This is a genomic window from Nocardia sp. NPDC005825, from assembly GCF_040630175.1.
Taxonomy (GTDB): domain Bacteria; phylum Actinomycetota; class Actinomycetes; order Mycobacteriales; family Mycobacteriaceae; genus Nocardia.
This window is the reverse complement of the sequence record NZ_JBEXXC010000016.1, coordinates 52,368-77,942: the sequence shown is the minus strand read 5'-3', so window position 1 is coordinate 77,942 and position 25,575 is coordinate 52,368. Positions and strand designations below refer to the sequence as shown.

Here is a 25,575-nt window from a genome sequence, read left to right as displayed (position 1 = left end):
CCATGACGAGCGAGAGCAGCGCCGCTGATATCGAATTCAGCAAGGGCCACGGCACCCAGAACGATTTCGTGGTGCTGCCGGACCCGGACGCCTGGCTGCAGCTCACCGAATCCCGGATCGCCGCGCTGTGCGACCGGCAGCGGGGGCTCGGCGCGGACGGGGTGCTGCGGGTGGCCCGCGCGGGCGCGCTGATCGAGACCGGCGTGCTGGCCGCACTGCCCGAGGGCGTCGACGTGGACGACTGGTTCATGGATTACCGCAACGCGGACGGGTCCATCGCCGAGATGTGCGGCAACGGGGTGCGGGTGTTCGCGCACTACCTCGTCGCGACCGGGCTGGAGCAGCGTTCCGAGTTCGTGGTCGGCTCCCGCGCGGGCGCGCGGCCGGTGGTCGTGCACCACGCCGACCCGGTGCACGGTGAAGTGACCGTTGCCATGGGGATTGTGAAGAACCTCGGTCCCTCGACGGCGACGCTGAGCGGGCGGGAATTCACGGGGATCGGCATCGATGTCGGCAATCCGCATCTGGCCTGCGTGGATTCGGACCTGACCCCGGCGCTGCTGGCCGACCTCGACCTCGACCATGCCCCGGGCTTCGACCACACGCTGTTCCCGCACGGTGTGAACGTCGAGATCCTGACCCCGTTGACTGTCGGCTCCGACGGCGAGCGGGGGGTGAACATGCGCGTGTACGAGCGCGGCGTGGGCGAGACCCGATCCTGTGGCACGGGAACCGTGGCTGCTGCGGCCGCCGCCCTGGCTCGCGACGGTTTCGATCTCGCTTCGGACGTCGGGCATGTGAAGGTCCGCATCCCCGGCGGCATGGTGACCGTCGGTATCGAGAACGGTTCGGCGTGGCTGCGCGGCCCGTCGGAGCTGGTGGCGACGGGCCGCATCGCGGCCAAGTGGTGGCAGGACGCCTGAGCCTTCGCTCACGCGGCGACCGTGTCGAGCACCGGGTAGTCGGTGTAGCCGGTCGCGCCGCCGACGTACATCAGGTGCGCGTCGCGGACGGTGTTGAGCGGCGCGCCGATCCGCAGGCGTTCCACCAGGTCCGGATTGGCCAGGAACGATCGACCCAGCGAGACCAGGTCCGCGCCGGCGCCGAGGAGTGCCGCGGCCGCGGCGGCTCCGCCGTCGGCGGGTAGCGGGACGCCCCAGCCGAGGTTCGGGTTCGCGATCAGGGTGGTCGGCCACAGGCTCCGGATGCGGTGGAACAGGCCGCTTTCCGGGTCGGCGAAGACCACGTGCAGGTAGGTGGGCCGCCGCTGCGCGAGCGCGGACACCAGCGCCGGGTACAGCTCGTCGGTGTCGGTCTCGGCGATGCCGTTGACGTTCACCCCGGGGGCGATCCGCACCCCGACCCGCTCGGCTCCGATGGCCGCGATCACCGCGTCCACCACCTCGACGGTGAACCGGATCCGATTGGCGATCGAACCCCCGTAGGCGTCGGTGCGCTGGTTGGTGTTGTCGGACAGGAACTGGTGCAGCAGATAGCCGTTGGCGCTGTGGATCTCGACGCCCTCGAATCCGGCCGCGATCGCATTGCGGGCGGCGGTGACGAAATCGGCCACGGTGTCCTGGATTTCGGCGACGGTGAGTTCGCGCGGGGTGACGGCGTCCTGGTGCCCGGTCGGGGTGTGCACGGTGTCGGGCAGGGCGATGGCGGACGGTGCGACCGGAGTCAGTCCGCTGTTGTCCGGGTGCCCGACGCGTCCGCCGTGCTGGAGTTGCAGCACCATGCGCCCGCCCGCGGCCCGCACCGAGTCGGTGACCCGCCGCCAGCCCGCGATGTGCGAATCGGTGTAGATGGCCGGGATATTCGGGTAGGTCAGTCCGACCTGGTTGGGGGTGGCGGCTTCGGCGATGATCAGGCCGGCGCTCGCGCGCTGGGTGTAGTAGGCGGCCATGAGCTCGGTCGGGGTGCCGTCGGCGGCCGCGCGGTTGCGGGTCATCGGGGCCATCACGAGGCGGTTGGGGAGTTCGAGTTCGCCGACGCGGCCGGTGGTGAAGAGGTCTGTGTTCGTCATGCCGGTAAGGTAAAACCTGACATCAATGTGAGGTGCAAGCCTCGGATTCCGGAGTGCCGCATGCGAATCGGTGAGCTGGCAAAACGTACCGGCGTGAGCGATCGGTCGCTGCGCTACTACGAGGAGCAGGGGCTGCTGGTCGCCGTCCGCACGCCCGGTGGGCAACGCGATTATCCGGAGCTCGCGGTCGATCGCGTGATCCACATCCAGGAGCTGTTCGCGGCCGGCCTCAACAGCAAGAAGATCTTCGAGATCCTCCCGTGCATGCGGGACGTCGACGGCGGCGCGAACGAGCGCGCCACCCCCGAGCTGGTGGACGAGTTGCGCGCCGAACGCGACCGCATCGACCGGTCGATCGCCGACCTGCTGCGGTCCCGCGAGGTGCTCGACGATGTGATCGTGCGCGCGGGGGAGCGGTTCGTGACCAGGTCGTGAGCGGTGCCGCGGGTGCCGCATGGTGGTCGCCCCTGAATGGGCGTGGTGGTCGCCCCGAAATAACCGAGTGCGGCCGTTCGTTGGGACGTGGGACTATGGAGGTGTATGAGTAAGCCAGAAACGTATGAGTTCACTCCCGCCGAGGACCTCGACGAGGAGACCAACGACGCGCCCGAGACCGGCCGTGATGGCTGGTCGGCCGCGCCGACCGTCGGCGAGCAACAGCTCGAGGAGCGCGCCGCGCTGCGTCGCGTCGCGGGTCTGTCCACCGAACTCGAGGACGTCACCGAGGTCGAGTACCGGCAGCTGCGACTGGAGCGGGTCGTTCTGGTCGGTGTCTGGACCGAGGGCACGGCCGCGCAGGCCGACGCGAGCATGGCCGAGCTGGCCGCGCTCGCGGAGACCGCTGGTTCGGAGGTGCTCGACGCGCTGATCCAGCGCCGCGACAAGCCGGACAAGTCCACCTACATCGGCTCGGGTAAGGCCGACGAGCTTCGCGGCATGGTGCTCGAGCACGGCGCCGACACCGTCGTCTGTGACGGTGAGCTCTCGCCCGCGCAGCTGACCGCGCTGGAGAAGATCGTCAAGGTGAAGGTCATCGACCGCACCGCGCTGATTCTGGACATCTTCGCCCAGCACGCCACCTCGCGTGAGGGCAAGGCGCAGGTGTCGCTGGCCCAGATGGAATACATGCTGCCGCGTCTGCGCGGTTGGGGTGAGTCCATGTCCCGGCAGGCCGGTGGTCGTGCGGGCAGCAATGGCGGTGTGGGTCTGCGTGGTCCCGGTGAGACCAAGATCGAGACCGACCGTCGCCGGATTCGCGAGCGAATGGCCAAGCTGCGCCGCGAGATCCGCGAGATGAAGACCGCCCGCGACACCAAGCGCGCCAAGCGCTCGTCCAGCGGCATCCCGCAGGTCGCGATCGTCGGCTACACCAACGCGGGCAAGTCGTCGCTGATGAACGCGTTGACCGATGCCGGAATCCTGGTGCAGGACGCCCTGTTCGCCACCCTGGATCCGACCACCCGCCGCGCGGCGCTGGAGGACGGCCGTGAGGTCGTGTTCACCGATACCGTCGGCTTCGTCCGCCACCTGCCCACCCAGCTGGTCGAGGCGTTCCGGTCCACCCTGGAAGAGGTGACCGGCGCGGACCTGCTGCTGCACGTGGTCGACGGCTCCGACGCACTGCCGGATCAGCAGATCAAGGCCGTGCGCGAGGTCATCACCGACGTCCTGCGCGAAACCAAGACGCCCGCGCCGCCGGAGTTCCTGGTGGTCAACAAGATCGACGCCCTCGACCCCCTGGAGCTGACCCAGCTCCGCGGCTGGATGCCCGACGCGGCCTTCGTCTCGGCCCGCACCGGCGAGGGCATCGACCAGCTCCGCGACCGCCTCGGCCAGATCCTCGGCGGCCTGGATGTGGAGGTCAGCGTCCTGCTGCCCTACACCCGCGGTGACCTGCTGGCCCGCATCCACGCGGACGGCAAGATCCTCAGCACCGACCACGAGGAATCGGGCACCCGGGTTCGCGCCCGCGTCCCCAACAGCCTCGCCGGCCAGCTGGCGGAGTTCGCCTACGCGGGCGGCCCGGCCACCGACGTCGAAGAGCTCGAACTCGAGGATGACCTCGTCGACGAGCTGGACGATGACGAGTTGGACGAAACCGATGAGTTGGACGACGCTGACGGCGAGCATGAGGCCGACACGTCGAAATTCGGTGCCGCGTAACCCGACCCGACTCTGACCCGCCCCGGCCGGAAGCCTTCGCAAGGCTTCCGGCCGGGGCGTTCCCGGGCCCGTTCGACATCACGGTTCCCGCGCCCACAGATTCCACCCCGCCGAAGCTGCCCGCCGCCGCGCGATCACTTCCAGATGCGGCACCAACGCCGTGAAATACCGCTTGGCCTCACACTCCTTGCCGCAGTCGCGATGCGCCTCGAGCCCGCGCCGCGCCACCTCGAGATTCTGCACCGGATAATCCGGCACCTCATGACTGATCGCCCGCACGGCTCACCCCCTGACCCGCCGCCGCGGCGCCCGATGTCTCCCCACCCGACCGCGTTCCTGGCGGTCGTTCCTCGAAAGTCGCGTCTGGGAGCGCTGAGACGGGGTGTCGGGATCAGGCCGTCGTCGGCGCGGCGTGCCAACGCTTGGCGGCTCTGACCTGTGGCTATGCTGCGCGGCATGGCTTCCGGCGGTGGCGATGGGGTGACCGGGCGGGCGGATAGTCAGGATTCGGAGGGCGAGGACGGCGCGGGCCCCGGTGAGGCGTGGGCGACCGGGCTGTCGTTGACCGGGGCCGCGGTGTTGTTCGTGGTGTTGCGGTTGTTCGCGGTGTCGGATTACGACTGGGTGCGGGCGGCGTCGGTGGCCGACACCATCGGGCTCGATGACGCGTCGCGGATGGTCATCGGCACGATGATGGCCGATCCGACGGTGACGGGCGTGGTGCTGGCGGTGCTGGTGCCCGCGTCGTTGAGTCATCAATGGCGGCTGGGGAAGCCGTCGTTCCGGACCGCCGGGAATCTCGTATTGCTGATCATCGTGTTGCTGTTCGGGGTGGTGCTGCTGGCCACCTACCGGTTGTGGTGGCTGCTCATCATCGCGGGTGTGGTGGGCGCGATCATGATCGCGTTGCAGGCCACGGGGCATCGGGGTGCGCGGGGGCGGCGGTTCGCGGTGTTCGTCATGCATCGCACCGGTGTGGTGGCGGTTCTGGCCCTGCTGGTGACGGCGGCGATCGTGCGGGTGCCGTGGGCGCCGTTGGAGCGCATCGAGACTCGCGGGGGCACGGTGATGGGGTATGTGCTGGAGAATCCGCCGGGGTTTCTGAAGGTGCTGACCGATGACGAGCGGGAGATCCTGATCATCGAGGTCGATCAGGTGCGGTCCCGGGAGGAGATTCCGACGAAGCCGTGACGTGCCCGGAGAGCTCCCTGATCTTGTTGTCGGGTGGGGTTCTAGAGTGGCGGGGTGGGCGAGGATGCGCGGTTGCGGATGGTGGAGGCTGCGGAGCGGCTCATCGCGCGGCAGGGGTTCGCGGCATTGTCGCTGCGGCAGGTGGGAGCCGAGGCGGGGCAGCGGAACAACTCGGCGGCGCAGTATCACTTCGGCACCAAGGACGGGCTGCTCGAGGCGATCGTGACCACGCGCTCGGCGCGGGGGGAGCCGCGGCGACGGGAGATGCTGGCCGAGCTTGATCCCGAGCATGTGACAGTGGAGCGGGTACTCGCCGCGCTGATCGTCCCGGCCTCCGAAACCCTGGCTGCCACAGGGTATCCCAGCTATGTCGCACGCTTCACCGATCGGATGATCACCGACCTCGGCCTCGGCTTGATCGAGCAGCGGTGGGCCCCACACTTCGTCGGGGCCATGCAGGCGGGGCCGCTGCTGGAACAGGCGCTGCCCGATCATGATCCGCGGCTGATCCGGGAGCGGCTGTGGCTGTTCGTGGTGCTCTCGGCGCGGGCGTTCGCGCACCTGGAAGCGCAGGACGAGCGGGGAGAGGGCCAGGGCGTCGCGGGAATTCACCGCACCGCCGGAGATCTGATCGCCATGGGGACCGTCCTGCTGTGCCGGCCGGAATGAGCGGCGGGACGATGCCCGCCGCCCGGCACTAACGGGGGAAGACAGCCAGCAGACCGGTGGTGGTGCCGAGGTACGCCGTTCCGTCGGGGCCCAGAGTCATGGCCGAGTACGTGTTGTCGGCGGTGGGCCCGATACCGGTGCGGGTCTTGAACACGGTGTGCCCGGTGGCCGCGTCGATGGCGGTGAAGTACCAGGTGCCGATGCCCGCCGGGTCGGCTTCACGGGTGTAGCTGTAGAGCAGGCCGGTGGCATAGGAGTACTTCGACACGACTGACGGCACGGATTCCGTGCTGGTCCAGGCGACGTGGCAGCCGCCGTCCGGCCCGACCTCGACGCGGGCGATGCCGGAGGAGCTGGCTCGGCTGCCGCCATCGATCACCAGCTGGGTGCCGTAGTTGTTCTCGACGATGAATCCGTCGCCGACCGACACCAGCGAGTTCTCGGTGGCGCTGGCGTAGTGCACCGGCGACCCCGCGGGCAATTGGTATGCGGCGGAGTCGAATACGGGCTGCTTGCAGACCTGTGCGCCGGTGTCGCGCCGGAAGACGACCACGTTCATGGGATCGGCGTTGTCGGTGATGGCCACGTACCCGGCGCCGGTCACGGTGGGCGTCGTGCCCGTTCCCGCGGCGATCTGCCCGGGCTTGTGGACTCCGGAATTGTCGTATTCACCGCGCCAGGCGACGACCGGCGCGTTGCCGGCGGCTTCGAACCGGTACAGGGCGCGATCGGATGCGATGTACACGCCGCCGGTTTCGTCGGTGGCCAGCGAGTTCCCGATGGCTTCGCCCGGCAGCGGCATGGTGCTGACCGCGCCGGTGCCGGGATCGATCGTGCCCACGACCGCGTCCCGGCTGCCGACCTGCGCACCGGAGATGGTGCCGTGTCCCATGGTGGCGAACCAGATTCGCCCATCCCAGTCGGGAATCACGCCGACGATCTTGTCGCCGGACACCAGCGACCCGGTGAGGTCGTACTCGCGCACTTTCCGAAGGGAAGGCCGCGGATCCGAGACCGCCTCGATGATTTCCACGGTCCGGTTCGCGGTCGCGGCCACGATGCGATCCTGATCGTCGATGTACACGTACGACACCGCTGGGACCGGCCCGGTCGGCAGGTCGTACACGGCTTTGGTCGCCAGGGTGTGCGGATCGAGCCAGACCAGCCAGGCCCGTTGCGGCCCAGCGCATTCGGAGAACATGTTGCCGCGGCTGTCGAACATGGTCGCCATGCACGCCCCGATCGGGGAGTCCGCCCGCCCCATGTAGACCTGCCGGACATCGAGGTCGGCGGACCTCGGGCCCGCGTGCGCGACCGAGTCGCTCATGTAGGCGTCATCGTGCGCATTGCTGGTGGTTCCGTGCGACATGTGTGGATTGGCCGGCGGCATGGTGCCGCCCGGTGGCAGTCCGGATTCTTCGGCCGCCGCGGGGGTCAGCGGCGCCAGGGTCGCGAGGACGCCGAGGCCTGCCAGCAGAGTGGTCTTGTGCCTGAATTTCACGTCGGAAGTTTAAGACACGGTGTCTTAAATGGGCGAGGGGTCTCAACTAAGGGGATTCTGAGAACATTTCAGAGGTGGTGGGCCCCAGGAGGAGATTCCGACGACGCCGTGACGTTCGCGGTGGGCTGGTGTGAGCGGTGGGCGATATCGGGGCCGAGGGTGCGCAGGACGTCGAGAGCCTCGGCCGCGGGGGAGCCTGGCGGCGGGGTGAACAGTCGCAGGCGCTGATCCTCGGCGTGGGTGTGCAGCAGTTCGTAGTCGAATTCGATGGTGCCGATGGCCGGATGGTGCACGCGCACATGGCTTTCCCGGCGGACGGCCACCTCGTGACGTTGCCAGAGCGCCGTGAACTCGGGGCTCGCGGCTTCGAGGCGCTCGATGAGAGCGGTCGCGGCGTGGTCGTAACCGCGGCGGGTGACGGCCGCGCGCAGGTCCGCGACGCGCAGGCGGCTCAGGTTCTCGTGGTCCGCGGCGGGATAGGCGGCGCGCACGGCCGGTTCGGTGAACCAGCGCCACACGATATTGCGATCCGGCTCGGCGATGGTGCACACGCAGCCGAACAGGGTCTCGGCCAACGCATTCTGCGCGAGCAGGTCGCCCAGATCGGTGATCAGCTGGGCCGGGGTGTCGCCCAAGCGGTCGAGCAGGTAGCGCAGGGCGGGTCGCACGGTGTTCCCGGCCAGGGCTCCGGCGGGCGGCCGATGCCCGGCCAGCAGGTACAGGTGGTCGCGTTCGTCGGCGCTCAATCGCAGCGCCTGGGCGAGGGCGGCGAGCAGCTGCGTCGAGGGCTGGGAGCTGCGGGCCTGTTCGAGCCGCATCACGTAATCGGCTGATACGCCGGCCAGGTGGGCCAGCTCCTCGCGCCGCAGACCCGGGGTGCGGCGGCGCGGTCCGGCGGCCAGGCCCGCGTCCCCTGGTTGTAGTCGCTCGCGGGATCGGCGCAGGAAGTCCGCCAGTTTGTCGCGATCCATGGTCATGTCGTCCATCTTCCGGTGCCTGGGAGCGCCGCTCCTAGGGGAAACTCTCCGCTCCTCATCGCTCGACCCCCTTGGCAGGGTCGATGACATCGAGCGAAAGGAGCTGGACATGAAGGAAATCACGGTGGGGACAGCACGGGTGCCGTACGAGATGCTGGGCGCCGGACGTCCGCTGGTGCTGGTGCACGGGGCCGGTGCGGGTGCGCGGTCGTGGGATCGGGTCAAGGACGCGTTCGCGGAAACCGGCACGGTGGTGCTGCCGAATCTTTCGGGCAGCGACGCGGCTCGCGACGACGGCGCGGATCTGACCGTCGAAGAACTGGTGGAGCAGTTGGCCGCCGTGGTCCGGGACCTCGGCGCGGGTCCGGTCGACGTGGTCGGGCACTCCCTCGGCGGCGTGGTGGTGGCCGCCTTCGCGGCCCTGCACCCCGACCTGGTTCGCACCGTCGTCCCGGTCGCGACCTTCGCCGGCCACGGCGACGAGTACCTGCGCAATGCGCTGACCGTCTGGCGTGATCTCCTCGGTGACGCCGACACGTTCGCCCGGTATTCGATGCTGCTCGCGTTCAGCCGCGGCCATCTGCGGACCATCGGCCGCGACGCCGTCGAGGAGCTGGCCACCGCTTTCCGCCCGACTCCCGGCAGGCGACGGCAGATCGAACTCGCGCTGCGCCTGGACATTCGGGGCCTGCTGCCGCGTATTCAGGCCCCGGCCATGGTGATCGGCGCGGCGCACGACGGCTTCCTGCCGGTGGCCAATGCTCGCGAGCTGGCCGCGGGCATCTCCGGCGCGGTGTACGAGGAGGTCGACACCGGGCACGTCGTGATGGCCGAGCAGCCGAGGGAATTCGTGGGGCTGATCCAGGATTTCGTCGCCCGGCGCGGGGAGTGTCGCGGCGCGCGGGTCAGGTGGTCGGCTGCGGCCGCAGGGTGAGGCTCTGCTGGGCGTAGCCGACCGGGCCGCGCAGATCGTGCAGGACCGTGCTGGTCAGGCCCTGGCCGGCGTGGCCGAAGACGACGCTGGTGTCCAGCCCGGCCCAGGGGGTTTCGGGCTGCCGGTACAGGTGCAGGGTCAGGTCCACATTCGGGAACATCCATTTGGTGGGTTCCTGGCGGACGGCGATGCCGTTCGCGGTGTCGACCAGGGCGATGAAGGCGGCCACGGGGTCGACTTCCTCGCCCTCGACCAGGTCGATGTCGGTGGTGATCCACGCGGTGGCACGGCCGGGCTCGGGGATTCCGACCTGCCGGGCCTGGATCGATTCGATGTATCCGCCGGGCCAGACCGGCGTGAGCGACCAGGGCGCGAGCGCGTCCGGAGGCGGCAGTCGATCGGGCTCGCCGCCGGCGACAATGCCAGTGTCCTGTGCACCCAGGAACCAGGCTCGCGCACTGATGGTGTCGCGGCCGCCGATGCTCAGCGTCGCCTCCACCAGCTCGATGGTGCGGCCCGGCCGGATGGTCTCGACGCGAATCTCGAACTCCTCGAATGCGATCCGGCCGAGGATGTCGAAGCAGATGCGGCTCGGCACCAGGTCGCCGCGTTCGGGTCGAGCCCGCAGGATCTCGTGGGCGATCACCCCGGCTACCGGGCTGAAGTGCTGTTCGCCGGAGGACCAGGCGCCGCCCGCGTGGCGGGTGGGGACGAAGCGGTGTTCGCCGACGCGCCGGAAGTAGGCGGTCTCGGGTGCGTTCGTGGTCACGTTTCTCAACCTACGGGTCGAGTTTTGATCTGGCTAGTCGGCAAACCATCTGTGTGGTCGGTCTAATAGACCTGAGCGGCGGATATGATCGACCGATGAGTACGACCGTGGACGAGGAGGCCGCCCCGCCCGGGCGCGCGGCCCGTCGGCGCGACCGCCGCAAGGCGGAGATGATCGCGACCGCGCTGCAGATCCTGTCCAGCAGCGGCTACCAGGGCATGCGCTTCGAGGACGTGGCCGAGCGCACCGATATCGCCAAAGCGACCCTCTACCACTACTTCCCGAGCAAGGACGCGCTGGTCTCCGCGGCCCTGGAGAAGCTCACCTCCGACGTCCTGGTCCGCCTGCGCGAAGCGCTGGACGCGGCCGCCGACCGTCCCCCGGCCGAGCAGCTGCGGATCCTGATCGCCGAGCAGCTGCACATCTTGACCGTGCTCTACCCCGAGGTGGGCAAGCTGTTCTCGTTCCCCGCCCCCTGGCCGGCCGAGCACAGCGAGGCCATCAAGACCATGCGCCGCCGCCACGACCGCATCTTCCGCGAGGTCATCGACCGCGGCATGGACTCGGACGCCTTCGACTGCCCCGATCCCGCGGTGGCCCTGCACTGTCTGCACGGCATTCTCAATCACGCGTCGATCTGGCTGCGCCCCGACACCGACCCCGGCCACCACGCCCGGGACGGGGTGGTCGAGGCGTCGCTGCGGCTGTTCACGCTGCGCTGACCGCGCGGGTATCCATCGGCGGTCAGTCCCACCCAGTTGGACGATTCGCGTGTTTCCCTTCCGGTCGCCCCGGCGGCTCGTCAGTCTGGTCGGATGCCCATCAGTGTGGAGGGAGCAGCGTGACCGAGTCCGCGCCGCCCGCGCATCCGCTCCGGCTGTCCGAGCTCGGTGCGGACCCGGCCGCGGCGCTGCGCGTGATCACCCACTTCGACGCCTTCGACGAATCAGCCGCCAACGCCGACACCGTGATTCGCGCCGCCGCGCTGCTGGCCGAGTGCCCGGTCGGCGCGAGCTGGCCGTCGGGCACCGTGATCCGCTACGACGCGGCCGGCCGTCTGCTCCCCGCCACGGGCGTCCCGGCCGATGCCCTCGGGTCCGACCCCGCCGTGTGGTTGGAGCGCCGAGCCGCATCCGAGCCGGCGGTGACGGAGTCCGCGGCCGGGCCGCATCTCCTCGACGGGGTGGTGCTGGATCGACTGCGGCACTGTTTGCTGGTGTCGGCGTCGCGGCAGGTGGCGAATCCGCTCGGGATGGACGATCCGGCGCTGCTGGAGGTGGTGCTGTCGGAGAAGGAACGGCGCGAGGATCGGGTCCGGGCGATGCGGCTGCTCGGTCTGGATCCCGGGCGCGCCACCAGGGTGCTCGCGGTCGCCGGGCCCGGGGCGGTGGAGGCGGTCCGGATCATCGGTGAGCAGGTGCCGATCCTGCGGCAGGCTGTGATCGGGGCGACCACCGCGGTGCTGGTGCAGGATCTCGCGCCGCTGGGCGTCGGGTCCGACGGGCGTGGCCCGGTCGCGGCGAACGGCTTTCCCGCGGGCGAGGCCGCCGGTGCGGCGGGCCCGACCACCGGGCCCGGCCGTCCCTCCATGGTGGATCGCGGACTCTCGGACACGTTGAACTTCGCTGTCGTACAGGCATTTCCGGCGTCACAGGCGGGTGTCGCGGGTCCGTGGATCGGGGTGGGGGAGCGGTTGCCGGCGCTGGCGGCGGCCGCGTCGTGGGGACAGGCGCGACGGGCGTTGCGGTTCGCGTCCTCGACCTGGCACGGCCGTCGGGTGATCGCGTTCGAGCGGTTGGGGGCGCTGGAGCTGCTGGCGGATCTGCCGGTGCAGCGGCTGCTGGGGACCGCCGATGTGACGCGGATCAACGAATTCGCGGCGACCGAGGCGGGCGCGCTCGCGGTCGACACCCTCGAGGCGTTCTGTGTCTTCGGCACGCTGCGGAGCACCGCGACCGAGCTGCATCTGCATCACTCCACGGTGGCCGCGCGAATCGCGCAGGTGGAGGCGGTGATGGGGTGGGATGTGGACGACGCGCTGGACCGGTTCACGGCCACGCTGGTGTTGTTCGTGCGCCGGATGGCGCTGTCGTCCGCGCAGTTGTCGGCCCCGGCGGCGGCCGACCCGACAAGCGTCGGGCCCGGGCGGTGATACCCGCGACGGGCGGCGGGTGATCCGGGTCACGTCACTCGGCGAGGATCGTGGGGCACGGCAGAGCCGGTGCGGGAGAAGGAGATTCAGACCATGGCCATCGTGGAACCGACCAAGACCTGGAAGCTGCTCGAGGAGCGGCTGGCCGTCACCACCAATGAGCGCCACCGTCAGGTGCTCTCGATCGTCATCGAGCACATGAAGGCCGAGGCCGTGCCCGACCTGGACGGTCTGATGAAGACGCTGACGCCGGAGCCGGACTACCACTTCTGGCAGGCGGGCCAGGATGTCGGCCCCAAGGGCTGGGACGGTGTACACGCGTACTACTCGGCGTTCGTGGCGAGCAAGTCCAACATCCTCGAGTTCGAGCTGGACCGGCTGCTGGTCGACGACGACTGCGTGGTCACCGAGGGCTATCTGCGGCAGATCTACCCGGGCGCGTACGCGGCCCAGATCGGCATTCCGGTGGACGACCCCGAGGCCGACTACCTGATCGCGTTCCGCCAGCTGCTGCTGTGGCCGGTGGACGAGAACGGCTTGATCGTGGGCGAGGATTCCTACCACTCCGGCCCGACCGAGATCCGCAAGCTGTCCTTCGACGAATTGCCCGCGGAATACATCGAACTCGTGCACTCGGCAGTCTGAGAACAGCGAGACTCGGCAGATGGAAGGCGAATCGGACATGACGGACCTATCAGTGGCAACCCCGGCGGCGCAGGCCCCGGTCGAGCGGCGCGCGGACATCGCGAGCCTGCTGCTCGACCGGCTCGGTGACGAGCGGCTCGGCCTGCGCACCCGGGAGCGGGACTGGACCTGGGACGCCGTGGTGCGGGAGTCGGCGGCGCGCGCCGAACTGGCTCGTGACCTGCGGCGCGGCGGGCCGTTCCACATCGGTGTGCTGCTGGACAATGTGCCCGACTTCGTCTTCTGGCTGGGTGCGGCCGCGCTGGCGGGCGCGACCGTGGTCGGCATCAATCCCACGCGCGGCAACGCTCAGCTGGCAGCCGACATCCGCTATGTCGACTGCCAGCTGATCGTCACCGACGCCGCCGGCATGGCCCGGCTCGGCGCCCTGGACCTGGGCCTGGAACCGGACCGGTTCCTGCTGGTGGACGACCCGGCCTATGTCGAGCGGGTGGCGGCGCACGCGGCCGAGCCGGTCGCGCACGCCGGTGCGGAGGCCCTGCTGCTGTTGCTGTTCACCTCGGGCACGACCGGCACCTCGAAGGCGGTCAAGTGCACCCAGCGCCGCCTGGCCATCCTCGGGTACGCGGCCAGCGACAAGTTCGGGCACATCCGCGAGGACGTGGACTACTGCTGCATGCCGCTGTTCCACGGCAACGCGATCATGGCGTTGTGGGCTCCCGCCCTGGTGAACGGCGCCACGGTGTGCTTGACACCGAAGTTCTCCGCGACCGGATTCCTTTCCGACGTCCGGTATTTCGGCGCGACCTTCTTCACCTACGTGGGCAAGGCGCTGGGCTACCTGCTCGCCACGCCGGCCACCCCGCAGGACGCCGACACCACCCTGGTCCGCGGTTTCGGCACCGAGGCGTCGGTGGCCGACCAGGCCGAGTTCCGCCGCCGTTTCGGGGCCGAGCTGTTCGAGGGTTACGGCTCCAGCGAGGGCCCGGCCCTGGCGGCGCTGGATCCGGAGGCTCCGGCCGCCGCGCTGGGCCGTCCGGCGCATCCGGGCGTGGCGGTCGTGAATCCGGACACCCTCGAGGATTGTCCGCGCGCGGTATTGGATGAATACGGCCGTGTATTGAATCCGGACGAATCGGTCGGCGAGATGGTCGACAAGGCGGGCGCGATCGTATTCGAGGGCTATTACAAAAACGATGTCGCGGATGCCGAACGTTTGCGGAACGGTTGGTATTGGACAGGTGACCTGGGCTATATCGACGAAGCCGGATTCCTGTACTTCGGCGGTCGCAAAGGCGATTGGCTGCGCGTCGACGGCGAGAACACCTCGACGCTGTCCATCGAACAGGTCATCCGGCGGCACCCGGCGGTCATCGCCGCCGCGGTCTACGGGGTGCCCGACCCGCGCTCGGGCGACCGGGTGATGGCGGCCATCGAGGTCGCGGACCCGGATGCCTTCGACGCCGTCGAATTCGCCGAATTCCTCACGGCCCAGGACGATCTCGGCTCCAAGGGTGCGCCCCGCCTGCTCCGCGTCTCCGGTAGCCTCCCGGTCACCGGCTCGAACAAGGTGCTCAAACGTGAACTCCAGGAACAGCGCTGGCACACCGGCGAGCTGCTCTTCCGCTGGTTCGGCCGCGGGAAGCCCGAATATGAACGCCTGACCGATTCCGGCAAATTGGAACTCGAAGCCGAGTTCGTCTCATTCGGCCGGGGGAACCTGTTCTAACCCTGATTCGGTGACCTGCGCGGACTTTCGTTACCATGAAGTTATCGAAAGATCTGCAGGGAGGGTTGCCTTGTCTCACGACAGTCATGGGTCCGAAGAACAAACGCCGAAGCGGCTGACCGACGGCGCGCCGTTGCACGTCGATCTCACCGATACCGATCGCCGGATCATCGACGCGCTCGTCGCGCCGTCGCGGGCCTGGTTCAGCCCGCGCTTCTACGGGATGGAGAACTTCCCGCTCGAGGGCCCGGTGCTGCTCGTCGGCAATCACAGTCTGGCGGGCGGCACCGACGCGCCGCTGCTCGCGCACGAGATCCTGGTGCGCCACGATCGGCTGGTGCGGGGGCTCGCCGAGAACGTCCTCATCGACGTGCCGGGGCTGCGAGATGTGTTGCACCGCTGGGGAATCGTGCGCGGCAACCGCCGCAACTGCACCACGCTGCTCGAGCAGGGCGAAGCGGTGGCGGTGTTCCCGGGCGGCGGCCGCGAGGCCATGCGCGGCAAGGGCCAGAAGTATCAGCTGGTGTGGGAGGGCCGCACCGGCTTCGCCAAGATGGCCATCGAGACCGGCGCGCCCATCGTCCCGATCGCCATGGTCGGCGGCGACGACGTCTTCGACATCGTCTTCGACGGCGATCACCCGGTCATGTTCCCGGTGCGCAAGGCCGTCGAGGGCCTGGGCCTGCGCTCGACCCTGACCCCGCCGCTGATCCGCGGGCTGGGTCCCACCCTGGTGCCCAAGCCGGAGCGCTTCTACTTCTCCGTGGGCACCCCGATCGACACCAGCCCCTGGCGCGACATCCCCGACACCGACGCCGCGGCGAACGAACTGCAGGCCGTGGTGAAGAAGGCCCTCGAAGGCGAACTCGACTTCCTGCTCGGCGAACGCGACCGGGACCGCGGTCGCAGCCTGCTGGGACGCACCCTCGGCCGCTTCGGCCTCTGAGCTCGCCGCCCCGGACTCTGGTCCCGGGCGCACTGACTTCCCGGTAGGTTTACCCGGGTTCAGGACCTCCGTTCCGCGACGTCAAGGGCGACTGTCGCAGTTCGGACCACTTTCTCGGCCCGTGAAGTTAACCTCCGTTCGACTTTCGAGTACGGTATTGAACACAGGCGATGGTGCCGATGTGGTCACTGTAGGAGGTTGGCGTGGAGCGCACCCTTTTCGAACCCGAACACGAGCTGTTCCGGGAGTCGTTCCGTAAGTTTCTCGATCAGCATGTGGCCCCGAACCACGAGCAGTGGGAGCACGACGGAGTCGTCGATCGCTCGGTCTGGCTCGAGGCCGGCAAGCAGGGGTTCCTCGGCATGGCGGTGCCGGAGCAGTACGGCGGCGGGGGCGAGGCCGACTTCCGCTACAACGCCATCGTGACCGAGGAGGTCACCAAGGGCATGTACTCGGGCCTGGGTTTCGGCCTGCACAATGACGTGATCGCGCCGTATCTGCTGGAGCTGGCGAACGAGGAGCAGAAGCAGCGCTGGCTGCCCGGCTTCTGTTCCGGCGAGATCATCACCGCGATCGCGATGACCGAGCCCGGCACGGGTTCGGATCTGCAGGGCATCAAGACCCGCGCGGTGAAGGACGGCGACGACTGGATCCTCAACGGCTCCAAGACTTTCATCACCAACGGCATCAATGCCGACATCGTGATCGTGGTCGCCCAGACCGATCCGGCCGCGGGCGCCATGGGCTTCTCGCTGCTGGTGGTCGAGCGCGGCATGGCCGGTTTCGAGCGCGGCCGCAATCTGGACAAGATCGGCCTCAAGGCGCAGGACACCGCGGAGCTGTCCTTCGCCGACGTCCGCGTCCCCGGCAAGAACCTGCTGGGCACCGAGGGCCAGGGCTTCATCCACCTGATGCAGAACCTCCCGCAGGAGCGTCTGTCCATCGCCGTCATGGCCGCCGCCGCCATGGAGGGCTGCCTGGAGCTGACCTGCCAGTACGTGCGCGACCGCAAGGCCTTCGGCAAACCGATCGGCGCACTGCAGAACACCCGTTTCGTGCTGGCCGAGCTGGCCACCAAGACCACCGCGGTCCGGGTCTTCGTCGACCGCTGCATCGAACTGCTCAACGATCGCAAGCTGAGCGTCGAGGAGGCCGCCATGGCCAAGTGGTGGTCCACCGAGGAGCAGCTCGACCTGATCAACCGCTGCCTGCAGCTGCACGGCGGCTACGGCTACATGCGTGAGTACCCGATCGCCAAGGCCTACATGGACGCCCGCATCCAGACCATCTACGGCGGCACCACCGAGATCATGAAGGAGATCATCGGCCGCAGCCTGAAGCTGACCTGACCCGGGTGACGGCCGCCGCGGACAGCGACCGGAATACGTTCCGCGTCAGTGGTTTCCGCGGTGGCCGGGCCGGATGCCGGGCGGCGACGCCCGGCCTGGGAAGCTCCTCCGATCCGGAGCGGGCCCGAATGGGCCACCGGCCGACACGCGATGGGTTGCTCTAATGTTGCCCTGTCGTCGACGGGCTCTGTCAAAATGGTCCGGACCTTGTCTTGTGGATGGACTTTCGCCTCGTCAGCGCAGGCCCCACGGTCGGTAGCTGGTGATATTCCGGGGCGTCGGCAGAGCATCCTGGAGGAGCCGGGCGTATGCAGGGATCGCGAAGCGAACACCGGGCCACCTATCGTGACCTGGATCGGCGCTCGAATCAGCTGGCGCACTTGCTCATCGAACTGCGGGTCGTGCCGGACGCGGTGCTCGCGGTCGGCATGCCGTGCTCGCCGGAATGGGTGCTGGCGGCGTGGGCGGTCGCCAAGGCCGGAGCCGGTTGGCTGTCGGTGGATCCGGCTCAACCCTACGAGCGCAATCGGTTCGTCTGTGCGGATTCCGGTGTGCGCCTGGGTATCACGCTGGAACGATACGTCGACGAGTTGCCCTTCGAGGACATGTACTGGGTGGTCCTCGACGACCGGGCGGTGACGGGGCGGATCCGGCGGTATCCGGAGACCGGCTTCGGAATCACCAAGCGTCCATTTGCCCTGTTTGGGCCCTCGGATCTGTCATGATCCACACGGGACCGGCGGCGGGCCGGATCACCGAGGAAAGGCGTGTCTCGTGAGTTCAGAGCTGGTCACCAAGACGGTCGAACACGGCGTCGCCACCCTCACCCTGAACCGGCCCGATAAGCTGAACGCCCTGACCACGGGCAGTTTCGAGGAGCTGCGCGCGCACCTGGACGCGCTGTCCGGCGCGGACGTGCGCTGCATCGTCCTCACCGGCGCGGGCCGCTCCTTCTGTGCCGGGCACGACCTGGAATCGCTCGCCGCGGGCGACGCCCTGGAATTCCGCTACGACGAGGCCAAGACTGTCACCATGCTCGAGGAGTTCCCGGTCCCGGTGATCGGCAAGATCCGCGGCCACTGCTTCACCGGCGGCCTCGAACTCGCCCTGGCCTGCGACTTCCTCGTAGCCGGTGACACCGCGCAGTTCGGTGACACCCACAGCCAGTGGGGCCTGGCCCCGGTCTGGGGCATGTCGGTCCGGCTCCCCGAGCGCGTCGGCATGGCTCGCGCCAAGGAACTCAGCTTCACCGCCCGCCGCATCAGCGGCGTCGAGGCCGCCGACATCGGCCTGGTGAACCACTGCGTCTCCGACGTCGGCCTCGACGAATTCGTCGCCCGTCTGGCCGCCCAGATCGCTGCCAACTCCGCGGGCTCGAACCGAATCTACAAGTCCCTCTACGCCAATTCCCGCGACCTGCCCCGCGCCGAGGCCCTGCAGACCGAAACCGACCTCCCCTTCGGCATGCCCGAGGACGCCATGGAGCGTCTGACCCGGCGCTGACGCCACCGCCCCGGCGGCGACAGCGCCCCCGGTCAGACCTCGAGGGTTTCCTCGATGTCGCGCAAGCGGTGCCGGGCCAGGGCCAGGTTGCCGCGGGCGCGGTCGATGGCAACGTACAGGAACAGGCCGCGGGAGCGGCGGCCGCGCAGTGGGCGCACCAGGTGGTACTGGTTGTTCAGGGTGATGAGCAGGTCCTCGATCTCCTCATTGAGGCCGAGTTGCTCGATGGTGCGCAGTTTGGCCCGCACCACTTCGGTATTGCCGGCCGACGCCACCTCGAGATCCAGGGATTTCGAGCCGCCGAGCATGCCCAGGGGCATGCCGCTGCCGTAGTCGACGACGGCGGCGCCGATGGCGCCGTCCAGCATCATCATGTCCTTCAGGGCAACTTCCAAGTCCGCCATGGATTTTCCTCTCCTAGCCGTGACGGTTTCTCGCGAGCGGTGACGCTACGCCCGTACGGGCCCGGCGGTATGTGGTTTGCTGAAGAATTCCGCAAGGTACGCAATTAACAACTTACGCAATCAGATAGAACGGACGGGCGCGAAAAAAACTGCGGGCGCAACCGTTTCCGGTTGCGCCCGCAGGCATCACGTCAACGGGTCAGCCGCAGAGGCTGCCCGGGGCCGTGGCCGCCTCCAGCACCAGCGCGGCCTCGGCGTCCTCGCCCGCGCCACCCGGCAGGCGCGTCGACAGCTGGTCCCGGGGCACCCCGGCGGCCAGCGCCGAGCAGTACGCCTTGCCCAGATCGACGGCCGCGAGCTTCTGGTCCAGATCGACCAGGATGTCCCCGTGCTCCTCCAGGTAGGTGACGAACACCTGCTCCTGCCCGGTGAGCGCGCGCTCCGCGGCGGCTACTCCGGCGGTCGCGCCCATCGTGGCGGCAGCGGCTGCAACCAGTGCGAAACCCGAAGCGAGACGGCTCTTCTTACCCACGAACTCTCCTTCAACATCGAATGAACCCGGCGAGCGTACCGCGCGCCCGGCCGATGGCCGCGTTGTCGAAGGTGACGGCTCGGCCTACTTCAGCGCCGCATGGAGGAGCGTCACTCCGGCGGTCAGCGCCGCGCCCGCCACCGGCCAGCTGGTGCCCGCCGGCTGGGTCGACAGCACCACGACCGCGTACCGGTAGGGCTGATCCGGCGACGGGCCGACCAGGCCCGTGGTGTCGAGGGTGGTCGACGAATTCAGGTCCATCCAGCCCTGTTTGACCGCCCAGGTCTTGCCGGTGAGCGCGTCGGGGATACCGAAGAACTGATCGGTGCCGTCGGCGGCGGTCCGGGCGGTGTCGCGCAGCGCGCCCAGGATCAGATCGCGGGTCGCGGCCGGGGCGGTGGCGGTGATGTAGTGGAAGATCGCCACGACATCGCGTGGGGTGGTGAGGGTTTCGCCCCACTGCGCGGTGTCCTCGGGCGCGGTGGTGGCGGTCAGCCCGATCGCCGCGACCATCCGATCGATGATCGCGTCGTTGCCGCCGAGCTCCCAGAGCTGATCGGCGATGTCGTCGTCACTGGCCGAGAGCATCTGGGTGACTTTCGCGGCGGTATCCGGATCCGGTTGCGCGCCTTGGCTTCCCAGGGTGTCGAGCGCGATCAGGAGCTTGACCACCGACGCGGTGTAGAACTGCTGGTCGGCATTGAGACTGGCGATCGCCGTCCCGGTCGTGGTGTCCACCACGTCGATCCCGACCGTGGTGCCCGGCGAGGCCGCCTGGATGGCGGTCTGCATCTGCTGGGCGATGGCGGTCACCGAGATGGGATGCCGCACGGCCACCGCCGCGGGCGCGGTGGCCTCGGGCGCCTGGCCCGGCCCGGCCTGGTCGTGCGAGGTGGCGAAGGCGGCGGGCGCGCCCAGCGCCGACAAGGCGACCACCGCGACGAGGCCTCCGGTCGCGATCCACGACCACCGTGCGCGCGGGGTGCGGGCCTGAATCGAGCTCATGCTCCATTACATCGACACGAAGCTCGAGACATTTCCAGCGGAAACCTGTCAATTTCCTGTTAAGTGCGCGTCGATCTGATCTCGGTTCGGCGACGGCGCTGACCGGCTATTTTGTGGCGAACTAAGATCATCGCTGGGTCGAGAACCATCCCGGTGGAGACAACCATGAGCGCATACCGCGAGATCTTCCGAAATGGCCTCGTAAGAAGCCTCGCCCCGGTCGGGTTCGGGGTGCTGGCGCTGATTGTCCCGGTGTCCGCGCACGCCGACGCGGACCACGGAAACGGCTGTGTTCTGTACTCCGACAACACATCAGCAACTGTGGACTCACTCCGGTTCAAATGTGTGCCCGAACAGCTGGACGCGATCTATCGGGACGCCCCGCCCGGCGACGTCCCGGTCGGCGCGAAGGACGGCTGGGTCGCCGCGCCCCTCCAGACGCAGTCCTGGACACCGCTGGTCTGGATCGGCAAGCACTTCTATACCGGCCCCACCGGCGGCCACCTCCAGAACCGCCTGACCCCCGCGGATCTGGAAGCCTGGCCCGCCACCGTCTATACCGGGTCGTCCGTCGTCGACGGCGAGCCCACCTGGATCCTCGACTACACGCCGTCCCCGACCCCGAACGTGTACGACGAGATCCGCCAGGTCACCCCCGGCGTATGGCTCGGCTACACCTGGATCCGCATGGGCGGCAACTTCGTACCGCAGTTGAGTTTCATCCTGGCCTGAGCCGTCCTCCGGCTTCGGATCAGCGCGCACGTAACTGTCGTGCCCGGTGGTCTCGGATTGATAGACGTGGACTCCGTTGTCCACGAAAGGAATTCGATGACCACCTCGCTGTTTCTCCCTGCCCGCGTCCGGGTCGTGGGCTCATGAGCGCGCCCGCGGAGACCGAGGCGTGGGCGCCGGTCGGGCGCACCGTGGGCGCGGTGTGCGCGGTCGGGATCCTCGTGGTCGGGCAGTTGTACGTGGTCCTGCCGGTGCTGAATCGGCTGGCGGCGGACTGGGATACGTCCAGATCCGCGGCCACCTGGACGACCACGGCCTTCGGGCTGGCCTACGGGGCGGGCTTCCTGGTGACCGGGCCGCTGTCGGACCGGTGGGGGAGACGGCCGGTGATCGTCGCCGGGCTGGCGGCCACCGTGGTGAGCACCCTGCTGGTGGCGGCCGCACCCGGTCTGGTGGCCGGACTGTCGGCGCGAATCCTGCAGGGCCTCACGGCGTCGTTCTTCGCCCCCGCGGCGTTCGCCTACCTGTCGGAGCGGATCGCCCCGGAGCGCAGGATCTTCGCGCTCACCTGCCTGACGAGTTCGTTCCTCGGAGCGGGGGTGGTGGCGCAGGTGCTGGCGCAGCTCATCGGGAACGCGCTGGGCTGGCACGCGATCTTCGTGGCCGGGGCCATCGCGTTCGCGGTCTCGGCGGTCGTGCTGCGGGTGGTGCTGCAACCGCCGGTCCGGTCGGCGGATTCCCGTGCGGACGACGGTGATCCAGGAACCGGTGTCGTTCCGCCGAGGTCGGTGTTCGCGCCGTTCGCGGCTCTGCTCCGGCAATCCCGGCTCCTGCTGTTGTATCTGAGCTGCCTGGCGATCCTGGGCTCCTTCGTGGGCATCTACACCGGCATCCAGCTCGCTCCGCCCGAGGGCGTGGGCTCCGGCAATGGCGCGCTGCTCGCCCTGCGGGCCAGCGCGATTCCCGCCATGGTGGCGATTCCACTGCTCGCCGGACGGCTCGGCGGCATTGACCCCGCCACCCGCCTCGTCGCCGCCCTGGGCGCCGCCGCGTTCGCCGTGGCCGTGACCGCGGTGCCGCTCGGCGGGGTCTGGGTGGCGGTGTGGTTGTTCGTGTTCGTCGCCGCCATCGCGGTGGCCGCCCCCGCCGCCGTCCAGACGATCACGGCCCGCGCGGGTGCGGCCCGCGGCGCGGCTACCGCGCTGTACACCTTCGCCTTGTTCGTCGGCGCGAGCGCGGGCCCGCAGCTGGCGAATCTCGTGGCCCAGCACGGCTATTCGGCGGTCGCCCTGGCCGTCGCGGGGCTCGCGGTGACCGGCGCCGCCCTGGCCGCCGTAGCCGGGTTTCGATCGGCGTGGTTGAAATGATTCTCGAAAATATCTGCCCCCCATACTGTTTCGCTCACGGTCATGAGTTCCAGCGCGAAGCCCCGGCTCGCTGGGCGGCAACCCTCCGGGCGGTGGGGTGCTCCGGGTGACGACCGGATGGCGGCGAGCGTCGCCATAAGCGTCTTGTTCTCGGAGGGAAAATGTCTGTAGCTCAGCTCGATTCGGCGTCCGCGACCGTGGCGGAGGCGGCTGTCGGCGAGGTGCTGCTGGTGGCCGACCGGTTCCGCGGGATCGCCGCGGACGATCGCGCGTTCACCGTGTCCGGTCTGGTGGCCGCGCTGCGCGCGGGTCGCTGGCGGACGGCGGAGGAGCCGTTGACCGTACGGCTCGGGCAGGGGGTCACCCGCCACGATCTCGACTACGTCGAGCATGTGGCGATCGTGCACGCCCCGGCGGGTTTGCGGGTGGCCGGGGCGGTCGCCGAACCGGCCCCGCGCCATCAGGTGCACAAGTATCAGCACTCGAATGTGCTGTTGGCCGGGCTGGTCCGGGAATCGGAGACCGTGTTCCGGGCGGATCTGCGGATCCACGGCGACAACGAACTACTGCTCGACCATCAGACCGGCGAGCATGTGCAGGGGATCGTGATCGTGGAGGCGGTGCGCCAGCTGTTCCTCGGCGCGTTCGAGCTGGAGTACGGCCGCCGTTGGCCCGAACAGCACTTCTACATCGTGTGGAACAGCATCGAATTGGAGTTCAAGTCCTTCCTGTTCCCGCTGCCCGCCACCCTGCACGCGACGCTGACCCCGGTGTCCATCGACGATCCGGGGAAGCTGGAATTCAGCATCGAGGTGGAGGTGCGCCAGCTCGGCCGCGCCGTCGCCACCACCCGCATCGGGTACGCCGCACTGCCCAGCGAACGCATCTCGCAGATCGAACGGCACAAGGCGGCCAAGGCGATCGCGGCCTACCTCGACGAGGCGGCATGAGCGCGGGCGCGGCGTTCTTCGACGTCGACGAAACCCTGATCACCGTCAAGAGCATGTTCGCGTTCCTGCGGTTCTGGCTGGCCGAGAACGGGGACGACGGCGGCGAATACGCGCGACTGACCGGGGAGATCCAGCAGCGGGCGGCCGCGGGCACACCGCGGGAGGAGGTGAATCGGCACTACTACCGGGTCTATCGCGGAGTCGAGGCCGCGGCACTGGACGCGGCCGGGCAGCGCTGGTTCGCGGAATTCTCCGCGAGCGACACCGTTTATTACACCGACGCGGTGGAAAGGCTGCGCGCACACCGTGATTCCGGGCACGCCACAGTGCTGCTGTCGGGCTCGTTCGGCGCGGCCGTCGCACCGGTGGCGGCGGCGGTCGGAGCCGACCACGTCATCACCACCGTCCCCGTCGCCGACGAGCACGGCGTGCTCACCGGCGAGGTGTGGCGGCCCATGATCGGCGAGGCCAAGGCCGCGGCCGTCACCGAGTTCCTGCGCGAACACGCGATCGCGCGGGAGAACAGTTACGGCTACGGCGATCACGCCAGCGATCTGCCGTTCCTGCGGGCCGTCGCGCACCCCGGCTATCGCGGTGACGACGCGGTGCTCGCCGTCCACGGCACCGGCTGGATCCACCTGTCCGATCGGGTCGGCGCGTCCATCGACGACCCGGGCCGCCTCCTCTCCGACCAGGAAGTGCTCTCCGTATGGTGACCAAGCGCTACGAACTCACCCCGACCACCCAGGGGCCGCTCTACCCGCCGAGCGAAGTGCTCGACGCCGACGGCGATTTCATCGTCGTGGGATACCTGACCGTGCCCGGGCCCGGCGGCACCGTCACCCGGCGCTGGGGGCGAGCCATCGTCGCGGCCGACACCCCCGTGCCCGCCTTCGGCGAGCTGGCGGCGTACACGATCGTGCGGGAGCTGCCCGACGAGTTGCCGGACGAGGATGCGGCGGGGGTCCTGCACACGCTGCCGCTTCCGCTGCCCGCCAACAACTATCCGGTGGTCTTCGCGCCCGATCAGCTCCCCGAGGCCGCGAGCGTGACGCGGCCGAGCTACCCGTTCCACCAGACGCCCATCCCGGACTTCCGGCCCGCGGACGGACGCAAGCTGACCGGCCCGGTGACACTGGGGGACTGGCTGCGGGCGCGCGGCACCCTGGACGTGACCGTCGACCTGGACGATGCGCGGCAGGCGGAGTTCCGGTTCGAGTTCACCGGGCTGATCCCGGATTCGCTGTACACGGTGATGTCCCTGCGCGCCAAGGACTTGGACCGGGACGCGCCCACCCGGCCCGGGCCGCTGGGCGTGCCCAATGTGTTCGTCACCGACGAGCACGGCGCCGCGAGCTACCGGGCGGTGCTGCCCAACCCGTTCCCGGATCCGGCGCTGCCGGGAGCGAACCGCATCATCGGCGTGGTCGTGCTCTGGCAGAGCTATCAGCAGAACTACGGCGGCGCGATAGGGCATTTCGGGCTGGGCGGCGATATCCACGCCCAGCTCAAACTGCCGGACCCGTCCTTCGACGAGTTCCTGACCACCGACTGAGGCCGATCACCGCGCGGCGCGGTACACCCGTCGCGCGGTGAGCACCAGCGGAATCTGCAGCGGGAGGCGGAGCAGGGCACCGGCTTTCAACGGCAGGGCGCGGTCGCTGCTCAGCCAGTCGTAGGCCATGTACAGGTTGCCGGGGAAGACCGCGACGAAGAGCAGGGCGGCCAGCCGCGCGCCCAGGCCGCGGGTGCGCGGGATCGCGAGCAGGGCGCCCGCGGTGAGCTCGGCCGCGCCCGAAACGTGGGTGTAGGTGCGGGGCTCGCCCGGCAGCTGGGGCGGGATCAGGGTGTCGAAGGGCTTGGGCATGAGGAAGTGCAGGGTGCCCATGCCCAGCAGCAGGCCGGCGAGCGCGATGGCGCGACCCCGAATTCCATTGGTGCCGACCGGGTGGATTGTCGCGGGAGAGTGCGACAGATCTGCTGTCATTGGTGCAGCATAACCGGTTGGTATGTATTGCTCGGCGGGCG

27 protein-coding genes, 1 pseudogene and 1 riboswitch are annotated in these 25,575 nt (G+C 69.1%); of the genes and pseudogenes, 19 read left to right on the top strand and 9 right to left on the bottom strand.

All coding sequences use genetic code 11. The features are described from left to right. The first annotated feature begins 2 nt into the window (after positions 1 to 2). Positions 3 to 923 carry a diaminopimelate epimerase gene (gene dapF / locus ABZ382_RS31525; RefSeq protein ID WP_357096626.1) on the top strand — a complete coding sequence of 307 codons (921 nt, stop codon included), beginning with the start codon at positions 3 to 5 and terminating at the stop codon, positions 921 to 923. An 8-nt stretch (positions 924 to 931) separates the two neighbouring features. Here dapF and ABZ382_RS31520 read toward each other — a convergent pair whose 3' ends face one another. Continuing rightward, a complete protein-coding gene (locus tag ABZ382_RS31520; protein ID WP_357096623.1) occupies positions 932 to 2,029 on the bottom strand; it encodes an alkene reductase in 1,098 nt (365 codons plus the stop codon). Between the two features lie 60 nt (positions 2,030 to 2,089). On the opposite strand from ABZ382_RS31520, the gene ABZ382_RS31515 reads away from it, so the two are divergent. Then, complete coding sequence (locus tag ABZ382_RS31515) at positions 2,090 to 2,464, top strand: MerR family transcriptional regulator (RefSeq protein ID WP_357096620.1); 375 nt, start codon at positions 2,090 to 2,092, stop codon at positions 2,462 to 2,464. Between the two features lie 105 nt (positions 2,465 to 2,569). Then, positions 2,570 to 4,039, top strand: a pseudogene (gene hflX, locus ABZ382_RS31510) (GTPase HflX); the annotation flags it as partial. Between the two features lie 231 nt (positions 4,040 to 4,270). On the opposite strand, the gene ABZ382_RS31505 reads toward hflX, so the two are convergent. After that, a complete protein-coding gene (locus ABZ382_RS31505) occupies positions 4,271 to 4,471 on the bottom strand; it encodes a hypothetical protein (protein WP_357096617.1) in 201 nt (66 codons plus the stop codon). Positions 4,472 to 4,648: 177 nt separating this feature from the next. Between ABZ382_RS31505 and ABZ382_RS31500 the strand changes: the two genes are divergently transcribed. Continuing rightward, positions 4,649 to 5,383, top strand: coding sequence for a hypothetical protein (locus ABZ382_RS31500; RefSeq protein WP_357096614.1), 735 nt, complete (start codon positions 4,649 to 4,651; stop codon positions 5,381 to 5,383). Positions 5,384 to 5,437: 54 nt separating this feature from the next. Then, positions 5,438 to 6,052 (top strand): helix-turn-helix domain-containing protein, encoded by a 615-nt coding sequence (locus tag ABZ382_RS31495; RefSeq protein ID WP_357096611.1) that lies wholly within the window; start codon positions 5,438 to 5,440, stop codon positions 6,050 to 6,052. 28 nt (positions 6,053 to 6,080) lie between these two features. Here the strand turns inward: ABZ382_RS31495 and ABZ382_RS31490 are convergent, their stop codons facing one another. Further along, complete coding sequence (locus ABZ382_RS31490; protein ID WP_357096608.1) at positions 6,081 to 7,553, bottom strand: hypothetical protein; 1,473 nt, start codon at positions 7,551 to 7,553, stop codon at positions 6,081 to 6,083. Positions 7,554 to 7,621: 68 nt separating this feature from the next. Beyond that, positions 7,622 to 8,524, bottom strand: a complete 903-nt coding sequence (locus ABZ382_RS31485) for a helix-turn-helix domain-containing protein (RefSeq protein ID WP_357096751.1) — start codon at positions 8,522 to 8,524, stop codon at positions 7,622 to 7,624. A gap of 115 nt (positions 8,525 to 8,639) precedes the next feature. On the opposite strand from ABZ382_RS31485, the gene ABZ382_RS31480 reads away from it, so the two are divergent. Continuing rightward, positions 8,640 to 9,464, top strand: a complete 825-nt coding sequence (locus ABZ382_RS31480; protein ID WP_357096606.1) for an alpha/beta hydrolase — start codon at positions 8,640 to 8,642, stop codon at positions 9,462 to 9,464. On the opposite strand, the gene ABZ382_RS31475 is transcribed toward ABZ382_RS31480, so the two are convergent. Beyond that, positions 9,436 to 10,233: a thioesterase family protein gene (locus ABZ382_RS31475; RefSeq protein ID WP_357096603.1), complete on the bottom strand. Its 798-nt coding sequence runs from the start codon at positions 10,231 to 10,233 to the stop codon at positions 9,436 to 9,438. The genes ABZ382_RS31480 and ABZ382_RS31475 overlap by 29 nt on opposite strands. A gap of 95 nt (positions 10,234 to 10,328) precedes the next feature. Between ABZ382_RS31475 and ABZ382_RS31470 the strand changes: the two genes are divergently transcribed. The 8 genes from ABZ382_RS31470 (at position 10,329) to ABZ382_RS31435 (ending at position 18,557) form a co-directional block, all read left to right on the top strand. Next, the gene (locus tag ABZ382_RS31470; RefSeq protein ID WP_357096600.1) at positions 10,329 to 10,955 is read left to right on the top strand and encodes a TetR/AcrR family transcriptional regulator; all 627 of its coding nucleotides are present in this window, start codon (positions 10,329 to 10,331) and stop codon (positions 10,953 to 10,955) included. Between the two features lie 155 nt (positions 10,956 to 11,110). Next, positions 11,111 to 12,385: a helix-turn-helix domain-containing protein gene (locus tag ABZ382_RS31465; RefSeq protein WP_357096748.1), complete on the top strand. Its 1,275-nt coding sequence runs from the start codon at positions 11,111 to 11,113 to the stop codon at positions 12,383 to 12,385. 93 nt (positions 12,386 to 12,478) lie between these two features. Then, on the top strand, positions 12,479 to 13,030 hold the full coding sequence (locus ABZ382_RS31460) for a nuclear transport factor 2 family protein (protein ID WP_357096597.1): 552 nt from the start codon (positions 12,479 to 12,481) through the stop codon (positions 13,028 to 13,030). Between the two features lie 37 nt (positions 13,031 to 13,067). Continuing rightward, positions 13,068 to 14,759, top strand: coding sequence for an AMP-binding protein (locus ABZ382_RS31455; protein WP_357096595.1), 1,692 nt, complete (start codon positions 13,068 to 13,070; stop codon positions 14,757 to 14,759). Between the two features lie 70 nt (positions 14,760 to 14,829). Then, positions 14,830 to 15,705 (top strand): lysophospholipid acyltransferase family protein, encoded by an 876-nt coding sequence (locus ABZ382_RS31450; RefSeq protein WP_357096592.1) that lies wholly within the window; start codon positions 14,830 to 14,832, stop codon positions 15,703 to 15,705. A 203-nt stretch (positions 15,706 to 15,908) separates the two neighbouring features. Continuing rightward, positions 15,909 to 17,054, top strand: coding sequence for an acyl-CoA dehydrogenase family protein (locus ABZ382_RS31445; protein WP_357096590.1), 1,146 nt, complete (start codon positions 15,909 to 15,911; stop codon positions 17,052 to 17,054). A 308-nt stretch (positions 17,055 to 17,362) separates the two neighbouring features. Further along, a complete protein-coding gene (locus tag ABZ382_RS31440; protein WP_357096587.1) occupies positions 17,363 to 17,779 on the top strand; it encodes an AMP-binding protein in 417 nt (138 codons plus the stop codon). A 49-nt stretch (positions 17,780 to 17,828) separates the two neighbouring features. Beyond that, positions 17,829 to 18,557: an enoyl-CoA hydratase/isomerase family protein gene (locus ABZ382_RS31435; RefSeq protein ID WP_357096584.1), complete on the top strand. Its 729-nt coding sequence runs from the start codon at positions 17,829 to 17,831 to the stop codon at positions 18,555 to 18,557. Between the two features lie 32 nt (positions 18,558 to 18,589). Here ABZ382_RS31435 and ABZ382_RS31430 read toward each other — a convergent pair whose 3' ends face one another. The 3 genes from ABZ382_RS31430 to ABZ382_RS31420 all read right to left on the bottom strand — a co-directional run bounded on the left by ABZ382_RS31430 (position 18,590) and on the right by ABZ382_RS31420 (position 20,498). Beyond that, entirely contained in the window at positions 18,590 to 18,961 is a 372-nt protein-coding gene (locus tag ABZ382_RS31430; protein WP_357096582.1) for a hypothetical protein, read from the bottom strand. A gap of 199 nt (positions 18,962 to 19,160) precedes the next feature. After that, complete coding sequence (locus tag ABZ382_RS31425; RefSeq protein ID WP_357096579.1) at positions 19,161 to 19,493, bottom strand: DUF732 domain-containing protein; 333 nt, start codon at positions 19,491 to 19,493, stop codon at positions 19,161 to 19,163. A gap of 84 nt (positions 19,494 to 19,577) precedes the next feature. Beyond that, positions 19,578 to 20,498 (bottom strand): hypothetical protein, encoded by a 921-nt coding sequence (locus tag ABZ382_RS31420; RefSeq protein WP_357096577.1) that lies wholly within the window; start codon positions 20,496 to 20,498, stop codon positions 19,578 to 19,580. A 165-nt stretch (positions 20,499 to 20,663) separates the two neighbouring features. On the opposite strand from ABZ382_RS31420, the gene ABZ382_RS31415 reads away from it, so the two are divergent. From ABZ382_RS31415 to ABZ382_RS31395, 5 genes are all read left to right on the top strand, one after another. Further along, a complete protein-coding gene (locus ABZ382_RS31415) occupies positions 20,664 to 21,230 on the top strand; it encodes a hypothetical protein (protein WP_357096574.1) in 567 nt (188 codons plus the stop codon). Positions 21,231 to 21,373: 143 nt separating this feature from the next. Continuing rightward, positions 21,374 to 22,597, top strand: coding sequence for an MFS transporter (locus ABZ382_RS31410; protein WP_357096571.1), 1,224 nt, complete (start codon positions 21,374 to 21,376; stop codon positions 22,595 to 22,597). A gap of 38 nt (positions 22,598 to 22,635) precedes the next feature. Next, positions 22,636 to 22,745, top strand: a riboswitch (SAM riboswitch). A 13-nt stretch (positions 22,746 to 22,758) separates the two neighbouring features. Continuing rightward, positions 22,759 to 23,547 carry an AfsA-related hotdog domain-containing protein gene (locus tag ABZ382_RS31405; RefSeq protein WP_357096568.1) on the top strand — a complete coding sequence of 263 codons (789 nt, stop codon included), beginning with the start codon at positions 22,759 to 22,761 and terminating at the stop codon, positions 23,545 to 23,547. Then, positions 23,544 to 24,263, top strand: a complete 720-nt coding sequence (locus ABZ382_RS31400; protein ID WP_357096565.1) for an HAD-IB family hydrolase — start codon at positions 23,544 to 23,546, stop codon at positions 24,261 to 24,263. The genes ABZ382_RS31405 and ABZ382_RS31400 overlap by 4 nt, the downstream gene beginning before the upstream one ends. Continuing rightward, the gene (locus ABZ382_RS31395) at positions 24,257 to 25,102 is read left to right on the top strand and encodes a hypothetical protein (protein WP_357096562.1); all 846 of its coding nucleotides are present in this window, start codon (positions 24,257 to 24,259) and stop codon (positions 25,100 to 25,102) included. Before ABZ382_RS31400 ends, ABZ382_RS31395 begins: the two co-directional genes overlap by 7 nt. Before the next feature lie 6 nt (positions 25,103 to 25,108). On the opposite strand, the gene ABZ382_RS31390 is transcribed toward ABZ382_RS31395, so the two are convergent. Beyond that, positions 25,109 to 25,435, bottom strand: a complete 327-nt coding sequence (locus tag ABZ382_RS31390) for a hypothetical protein (protein WP_357096746.1) — start codon at positions 25,433 to 25,435, stop codon at positions 25,109 to 25,111. Positions 25,436 to 25,575: the final 140 nt, after the last annotated feature.

What these genes read in the sequence shown, in the direction of transcription:
- ABZ382_RS31400 (WP_357096565.1), top strand. Translation starts at nt 23,544, where the DNA reads ATGAGCGCGGGCGCGGCGTTCTTCGACGTCGACGAAACCCTGATCACC.
- ABZ382_RS31395 (WP_357096562.1), top strand. Translation starts at nt 24,257, where the DNA reads ATGGTGACCAAGCGCTACGAACTCACCCCGACCACCCAGGGGCCGCTC.
- ABZ382_RS31410 (WP_357096571.1), top strand. Translation starts at nt 21,374, where the DNA reads ATGAGCGCGCCCGCGGAGACCGAGGCGTGGGCGCCGGTCGGGCGCACC.
- ABZ382_RS31440 (WP_357096587.1), top strand. Translation starts at nt 17,363, where the DNA reads ATGCAGGGATCGCGAAGCGAACACCGGGCCACCTATCGTGACCTGGAT.
- ABZ382_RS31405 (WP_357096568.1), top strand. Translation starts at nt 22,759, where the DNA reads ATGTCTGTAGCTCAGCTCGATTCGGCGTCCGCGACCGTGGCGGAGGCG.
- ABZ382_RS31520 (WP_357096623.1), bottom strand. Translation starts at nt 2,029, where the DNA reads ATGACGAACACAGACCTCTTCACCACCGGCCGCGTCGGCGAACTCGAA.
- ABZ382_RS31420 (WP_357096577.1), bottom strand. Translation starts at nt 20,498, where the DNA reads ATGAGCTCGATTCAGGCCCGCACCCCGCGCGCACGGTGGTCGTGGATC.
- ABZ382_RS31480 (WP_357096606.1), top strand. Translation starts at nt 8,640, where the DNA reads ATGAAGGAAATCACGGTGGGGACAGCACGGGTGCCGTACGAGATGCTG.
- ABZ382_RS31415 (WP_357096574.1), top strand. Translation starts at nt 20,664, where the DNA reads ATGAGCGCATACCGCGAGATCTTCCGAAATGGCCTCGTAAGAAGCCTC.
- ABZ382_RS31455 (WP_357096595.1), top strand. Translation starts at nt 13,068, where the DNA reads ATGACGGACCTATCAGTGGCAACCCCGGCGGCGCAGGCCCCGGTCGAG.
- ABZ382_RS31430 (WP_357096582.1), bottom strand. Translation starts at nt 18,961, where the DNA reads ATGGCGGACTTGGAAGTTGCCCTGAAGGACATGATGATGCTGGACGGC.
- dapF (WP_357096626.1), top strand. Translation starts at nt 3, where the DNA reads ATGACGAGCGAGAGCAGCGCCGCTGATATCGAATTCAGCAAGGGCCAC.
- ABZ382_RS31460 (WP_357096597.1), top strand. Translation starts at nt 12,479, where the DNA reads ATGGCCATCGTGGAACCGACCAAGACCTGGAAGCTGCTCGAGGAGCGG.
- ABZ382_RS31515 (WP_357096620.1), top strand. Translation starts at nt 2,090, where the DNA reads ATGCGAATCGGTGAGCTGGCAAAACGTACCGGCGTGAGCGATCGGTCG.
- ABZ382_RS31485 (WP_357096751.1), bottom strand. Translation starts at nt 8,524, where the DNA reads ATGGATCGCGACAAACTGGCGGACTTCCTGCGCCGATCCCGCGAGCGA.
- ABZ382_RS31390 (WP_357096746.1), bottom strand. Translation starts at nt 25,435, where the DNA reads ATGGGCACCCTGCACTTCCTCATGCCCAAGCCCTTCGACACCCTGATC.
- ABZ382_RS31470 (WP_357096600.1), top strand. Translation starts at nt 10,329, where the DNA reads ATGAGTACGACCGTGGACGAGGAGGCCGCCCCGCCCGGGCGCGCGGCC.
- ABZ382_RS31500 (WP_357096614.1), top strand. Translation starts at nt 4,649, where the DNA reads ATGGCTTCCGGCGGTGGCGATGGGGTGACCGGGCGGGCGGATAGTCAG.